6 protein-coding genes and 1 pseudogene are annotated in these 6,380 nt (G+C 68.6%); 5 read left to right on the forward strand and 2 right to left on the reverse strand.

Annotation, left to right across the window (positions count from 1 at the left end; all coding sequences use genetic code 11):
* Nucleotides 1–31: 31 nt before the first annotated feature.
* The 5 genes from A5659_RS23895 to A5659_RS23915 all read left to right on the forward strand — a co-directional run bounded on the left by A5659_RS23895 (nt 32) and on the right by A5659_RS23915 (nt 5,578).
* The gene (locus A5659_RS23895) at nt 32–652 is read left to right on the forward strand and encodes a TetR/AcrR family transcriptional regulator (RefSeq protein WP_066861958.1); all 621 of its coding nucleotides are present in this window, start codon (nt 32–34) and stop codon (nt 650–652) included.
* Nucleotides 653–754: 102 nt separating this feature from the next.
* Nucleotides 755–1,891 (forward strand): phosphotransferase, encoded by a 1,137-nt coding sequence (locus A5659_RS23900; protein ID WP_197498182.1) that lies wholly within the window; start codon nt 755–757, stop codon nt 1,889–1,891.
* 129 nt (nt 1,892–2,020) lie between these two features.
* The gene (locus A5659_RS23905; RefSeq protein ID WP_067184749.1) at nt 2,021–3,781 is read left to right on the forward strand and encodes an amidohydrolase family protein; all 1,761 of its coding nucleotides are present in this window, start codon (nt 2,021–2,023) and stop codon (nt 3,779–3,781) included.
* A gap of 11 nt (nt 3,782–3,792) precedes the next feature.
* Nucleotides 3,793–5,133 (forward strand): SRPBCC family protein, encoded by a 1,341-nt coding sequence (locus A5659_RS23910; protein WP_067184752.1) that lies wholly within the window; start codon nt 3,793–3,795, stop codon nt 5,131–5,133.
* 184 nt (nt 5,134–5,317) lie between these two features.
* Nucleotides 5,318–5,578: a hypothetical protein gene (locus tag A5659_RS23915; RefSeq protein ID WP_067184755.1), complete on the forward strand. Its 261-nt coding sequence runs from the start codon at nt 5,318–5,320 to the stop codon at nt 5,576–5,578.
* 4 nt (nt 5,579–5,582) lie between these two features.
* Here the strand turns inward: A5659_RS23915 and A5659_RS23920 are convergent, their stop codons facing one another.
* Nucleotides 5,583–6,239: a response regulator transcription factor gene (locus A5659_RS23920; protein ID WP_066861989.1), complete on the reverse strand. Its 657-nt coding sequence runs from the start codon at nt 6,237–6,239 to the stop codon at nt 5,583–5,585.
* Nucleotides 6,236–6,380 (reverse strand): annotated as a pseudogene (locus tag A5659_RS27940) (two-component sensor histidine kinase); the annotation flags it as partial. The gene A5659_RS23920 and the pseudogene A5659_RS27940, both read right to left, overlap by 4 nt.

Consider the following 6,380-nt stretch of genomic DNA (forward strand, 5'->3'; position numbering starts at 1 on the left):
GCAGCACAACGCATCCCGTAACATCGCCGCCATGGAACCGAGCCGGCGCTGGGGCGACGACCGCGCGATCCTCGATGACGAGGAGGCCCGTCGACGAATCCTGGATGCCGCCGGCCGCTGCATCGTCCGGCGCGGCAACACCCAGTTCCGGATGGGCGAGGTGGCCGACGAGGCCGGCGTCTCGCGGTCGACGGTGTACCGGTATTTCCCGGGCCGCGATGACGTCCTGCTGGGCCTGATGCTGTCGCGTGTGGACAGCGCGCTCGCCGAGTTGGTGCGCTCGCTGCCCGCCCCGGACGACCCGGTTCGATCGGTGCCGGAGATGGTGCTGGCGCGGGTGGAATCGGTGGACGGCAACGCGCTGAACGAAGCGTTGTTCGCCGCCGAGAGCACCGCGGTGGCGTCGGCGCTCGAGAAGGGTTCCGAACCGATCGTGGAGCTGCTGCTGCGGCATTACGGGCCGCTGTTGGACCGATGGAAAGCGGCGGGGCTGCTCTACCCCGACGTCGATTTCCGGTCGATCGTCCAGTGGTTGCACACCGCGACGCTGTTTCTGCTGGCGCCCTCGTGGCGATTTCGCCCCGCCGCGGACAAACGAGAATTCGTCGAGCAGTTCGTGGTGAGGGCCTTGGTGCCACAGATCAGACAATAATCGTATATTGTCTGATGTCCAGACGTTCGATCGATTTTGTCCGACGCCGCTGGTGTTAAGCGCGCAGCACTGCGGCCGGCTCGCAAATCAGGATGGATGGACATGAAAACTCCTGTGGGACAAGCATTTTCCATCCTCGGCTTAGCCGCTCACCTGGGCCGCGGTGCGGGGCGGGTGGCCACCGACGCGGTGGTCGGAGGCCGATTCGGCCTGCCACGGACGGTCGAGGACATCGACCCCGCCACCCTGTCCCGGGTCATGGGGACCACCGTTCGATCCATCCGCGTGCTGAGCCGCGACGCCGGCACCTCCTCGCGTGGCCGGCTGGTACTGACCGGCAGGGAGGTCCCCGACTCGGTGTTCGTCAAGGTCGCGGCGCAGGCCGCCGCCACCCGGCTGATGGGCGAACTCGGACGCCTGGGACACACCGAGGTCCGCTTCTACCGGGAGCTCGCGCCGCAGGTCATCGGCGTCCCCTACTGCCACGGCGCGGCGTTCGACCCGTGGACCGGCCGATACCTGCTGGTCCTCGAGGACCTGCCGGCGGAGTCGTGCGAGTTCCCCGACACGCTGCACCCGCTGTCGGCCGACCAGGCCGGCCTGATCGTCGAGCTGCTTGCCGAACTGCACGCCACCTTCTGGGGGCGGCTGCCGCGCGACGGGCGCGGGCCAATGGGCTGGCTGTACACCCCGTCGGGCGACGTCACGTCGCTGTTGACCGGGTCGCTCATGCACACCTCCATCAAGCGGCTGGCCGAGCGGACCATGATCCCGGTGGAAAACGGCAAGTTCATCGCCGACAACTACCGCGCCGTCGCGGCGCTCATCGACACTCCCCCACATACCGTCATGCACGGCGATGCCCACCCGGGCAACATGTACTTCCACGGCGGCAAGGCCGGGCTGCTGGACTGGCAGGCGGTGCGCCGTGGACACCCGTCGCGCGAACTGGCCTACACCCTGATCACCAGCCTGACGCCGGAGGACCGCCAGGCCAACCAGCGCGAACTCCTCGACGACTACCGGCGGGCGCTGATCGCCGCCGGCGGACCCGAGCTGGACCGCGACGACCTGTGGCTGCGGTTCCGCCAGGCCGCGTTGTACGCATACGTCGCCCCGCTGATCACCACCGGGATGGGTGGCATGCAGCTCGAAGACATTGCGATGGAAGGCCTGCGGCGCGGCGTCGCGGCACTCGATGATCTGGAAACCGTCGACGCCCTGAAGGGCTCGCTCTGACGGCGGACAATTCGGCCGGGGCTATTGCCTTCGTCGCGCCAAGAGTTACGCTACCTACCGTAGCGAAATCCGGCGTGCCTCGCGCTCAGCCCGCCAGGGACAGCCCGCGACCCGGCGAAGGGAAGTCTCATGTTCGACCTGAAGATCATCGGTGGCACGGTCGTCGACGGCACGGGCGCGCAACGCTTTCCCGCCGACATCGGCATCAAGGACGGCAAGATCGTCGACGTCGTTCGCCGCTCCGCCGACGGCCCCACGCTGACCGGCGAGGCGGCCGAAACCATCGATGCGACAGGTCGCGTGGTGGCGCCCGGATTCGTCGACATCCACACCCACTACGACGGTCAGGTCAGCTGGGACAGCCTGCTGGAGCCCTCCAGCGGCCACGGCGTGACCACGATCGTGACCGGCAACTGCGGCGTCGGCTTCGCGCCCGTGCGGCCCGGCACCGAGCAGTGGCTGATCGAGCTGATGGAGGGCGTCGAGGACATCCCCGGGACCGCGTTGACCGAGGGCATCACCTGGGGATGGGAGACCTACCCGGAGTACCTTGACGCGGTCGACAAGCAGAAGTTCGCCGTCGACGTCGGCAGCCAGGTCGCGCACGGCGCCGTCCGCGCCTACGCCATGGGCGAGCGGGGCGCGCGCAACGAACCGGCCACCCCCGAGGACATCGAGGCGATGGGTCGGCTGGTCCGCGAGGCGATCGAGGCCGGGGCGCTCGGCTTCTCCACGTCGCGCACGATGGGCCACCGCGCGATGGATGGTGAGCCGGTGCCGGGCACCTTCGCCGCCGAGGAAGAGCTGTTCGGCCTCGGCCGCGCGATGGCGGCCGGCGGCCAGGCGGTGTTCGAGCTGGCCCCGCAGGGCGCCGCGGGCGAGGACATCATCGGCCCGAAAAAGGAATTGGACTGGATGCGGCGACTGAGCGGCGAGATCGACCGGCCGGTGTCCTTCGCGCTGATCCAGGTGGACGCCGACCCGAAGCTGTGGCGGGAGATGCTGGACTTGTCCGCGGACGCGCACGCCGCGGGCGCCCGCCTCTACCCGCAGATCGCGGCGCGCCCCTTCGGCATGATGATCGGCTTCCAAGGTCATCACGGGTTCAGCCACCGGCCCACCTATCGCCGGCTGAAGGCCGAATGCAGCCGCGACGAGCTCGCACAGCGGCTGGCCGACCCCGCCGTGAAGGCGGCGATCCTGGCCGAGGACGACCTGCCCCCCGACCCCACATTGTTGTTCGACGGCATGTTCGCCCTGGTGCAGCACTCGCTGGGACGGCTGTATGCCCTGGGCAATCCGCCGGACTACGAGCCCACCCCGGACCGCACCGTCGCGGCCATCGCCGAGGCCCGCGGCGAGGACCCGTTGTCCACCCTGTACGACCTCATGCTGGAGTCGAACGCGACCAACATGCTGATGCTGCCGCTGTTCAACTACGCCGACGGCAACCACGACGCGATCCGCGAGATGATGCTGCACCCCGCCGGCGTTCTCGGGCTATCCGACGGCGGCGCCCACTGCGGGATGATCTGCGACGCTTCCTATCCCACGTTCCTGCTCACGCACTGGGCGCGGGACCGGCACCGCGGCGAGAAGCTGTCGCTGGAGTACGTGATCCGCAAGCAAGCCCGCGACACCGCGCACCTGTTCGGCCTCACCGACCGCGGCACCATCGAACCGGGCAAGAAGGCCGACATCAACGTCATCGACATGGACGCGCTGACACTGCATCCGGCCGCGATGGCGTTCGACCTGCCCGCCGGCGGCAACCGAATCCTGCAGGGGGCCAGCGGTTATGCCGCGACCATCGTCAGCGGAACGGTGACCCGCCGCGACGACGTCGACACCGGGGCGCGCCCCGGCCGCCTGGTCCGCGGAGCGCGTTAAGAGCTCCCGCGATGGCGACGGCGGCCGGCAATCCGGCGCGGACCCGCGACGAGGACGCCATCGGCGCCCCGCCGGAGTGCCCGACGCTGGTGCCCGCCGAGCGTTACTACTCCCCCGCCTTCGCGACGCTCGAGTCGCAGCGGATGTGGCCGAGGGTGTGGCAGCTGGCCTGCATGCTCGACCACGTCGCGGCGCCCGGTGATTACTTCGAATACCGCTGCGGCCCCTATGGGGTGCTCATCGTCCGTGACGACGACGGGGTGCTCCGCGCGTTCCAGAACGTCTGCCGGCACCGCGGCAATTCGCTGTGCACCGGATCGGGTTCGGGCCTGCACGAACTCAAATGCGGCTATCACGGCTGGACGTGGGACCTGGCCGGCGCGCTCAAACGGGTGCCCAACCGCAAGGGCTTCGGCGGGCTGCGCATGTCCGACTTTCCGCTGCTGCCGGCGCGCGTCGACACCTGGGCGGGGCTCGTCTTCGTCACCCTCGACCCGGGCGCGGTGTCCCTGATCGAGTACCTGGAGGCGGTGCCCGACGACATCGCCTGGTGCCACCTGGAGGATTTCCACTGCTATGCCACCCTGACCGTCGAGGTCGACGCCAACTGGAAAACGATCGCCGACGGATACAGCGAGACCTACCACATCCAGACCCTGCATCCCGAACTGCTGCGCTGCGTCGACGACATCCATGCACCGCAACGGATTTGGGGGCACACCGGGAAATCGGACCAACCCTACGGTGTGCAGAGCCCACGGTTTGACTGCGCGCTGAGCGACGAAGAGGTCTGGGACGCCTACGTCTATACGCAGGGCGCGCTGATGGGCGCGGCCGAAGGCACCCCCTTCCCCGCCGAGGAACGGCGGCCCGGGCAGACGGTTGCCGACCTGATCGCCGACCGAACGCGGGCGTTCGCCGCAACCCGCGGCGTGGATCTCAACTGGGCTGACACCGATCGAATGACCCGATTGCATCAGTACAACGTGTTTCCTAACATGACGCTTCTCGCCAACGCCGACCACCTGACCGTGATGTGCGCGCGCCCCGCCGCCGACCCGTCGCCCGACAAGGGTGAGCTGGTCATGTTCTTGATGACCCGCATGCCGCCGGGCGCGCCGCACACCAAGCCGACGGATGTCCGCATGGCCGCCGAGTCGGCCGAGCCCGGGGTGGTGCTCACGCAAGACATCGCGGTGCTGCCCGGCTTGCAGCGCGGCATGCACCAACCCGGCTTCACTCACTTGGTGTTGTCCAGCGAGGAGCGCCGCGTGATCAACATGCATCGCAACCTGGAGCGCTATCTCGACCTACCGGCCTCCCAGCAAATGAGCGGCGGTGCGGCGAAGTGATCTGTCCCAACATAATTCGTGTTCGCAGCGCAAAAGTGGCGCCGGGCGATTTAGAATCCCGCTTGTGATGACCCCGTCTTACCCCTGGGGGGACGATCGAGGGCAACTTGCGCGGCGGCTTCGGCTGCCATATGAATCGCTCCGCCGGCGGCGGGCGCTACGTCTGAGCCAGAGCTTCGAGCGGGTGGGCGTTCGAACGGCACCGGAGCGCTTGCGCCAAATGCTGGGGGGTGCGCCGCTGGCCGCCCACGAGCTGATGAACGTGAACTTCGCGCTGATCGCGATCCGGCTCGACCGCGAATTGCGTGCCGCGCGCTACAAGAGGCTCAGGCAACGCGGTACCCGGTCGCTGATGCTCGCCGGCCTGATCATGGTGGTGCTCAACTTCCTCATGTGCATGGCCTACGTCATGCTGAACCTGGCCGAGCAATCGGCGCCGCTGTAGGTCTTCAGCGCGGGGCGACGATGCCGTTGTCGTAGGCGTAGACGATCGCGGCGGCACGGTCGCGCAGATCGAGCTTCCCGAATATCCGGCCGATGTGGCTCTTGACCGTGACGCCCGAGATGCACAATTGATTCGCGATCTCCGTGTTGGACAGGCCCTGCCCGATCAACGTCAACACGTCGAGTTCGCGGGTGGTCAGCTCACCGATCGCCGTGCCGCGCGGCCCGGGAGCGGCCTTGCGGTAGGTGGTCAACACGCGCGAGGTCACCGCGGGATCGAGATAGCTGTCGCCCCTGGCGACGGCCCGCACCGCGCGGATCAACTCCTCGGCCGACGAGTCCTTGAGCACGAAGCCGGCCGCACCGGCGCGCAGCGCCCCCGATAACAGCTCGTCCTCGTTGAAGGTGGTCAGCGCCAGCACCGGCGGCCTGCCACCCAGCCTGCGCGTCGCCTCGATGCCGTCGACGCGGCGCATCCGCAGGTCCATCACGACGACGTCGGGCCGGTGCTCGGCCACCGCGGCGGGCACCTCGTCTCCGTCGGCGCACTCGGCCACGATGACGAAACCGTCCTTGCGGCGCAGGATCCGGCGCAGGCCCGACCGCACCAGGTCCTGGTCATCGACGAGCAGCACAGCGACCTCGGGGACGGTGTCGATCACGCCCTGCACCACCCTGGCCGCCAGGCGGTATCGCCTTCCTGCAGCGGTATTTCGGCGCACACCGACCACCCGTCGCGGGTGGGGCCGACGTCGATGGCCCCGCCGAGCAGCTCGACGCGCTGGCGCATGCCGCGCAAACCG

It is taken from the genome of Mycobacterium sp. 1165196.3 (assembly GCF_001673415.1).
In the GTDB taxonomy this organism is placed as follows: domain Bacteria; phylum Actinomycetota; class Actinomycetes; order Mycobacteriales; family Mycobacteriaceae; genus Mycobacterium; species Mycobacterium europaeum_A.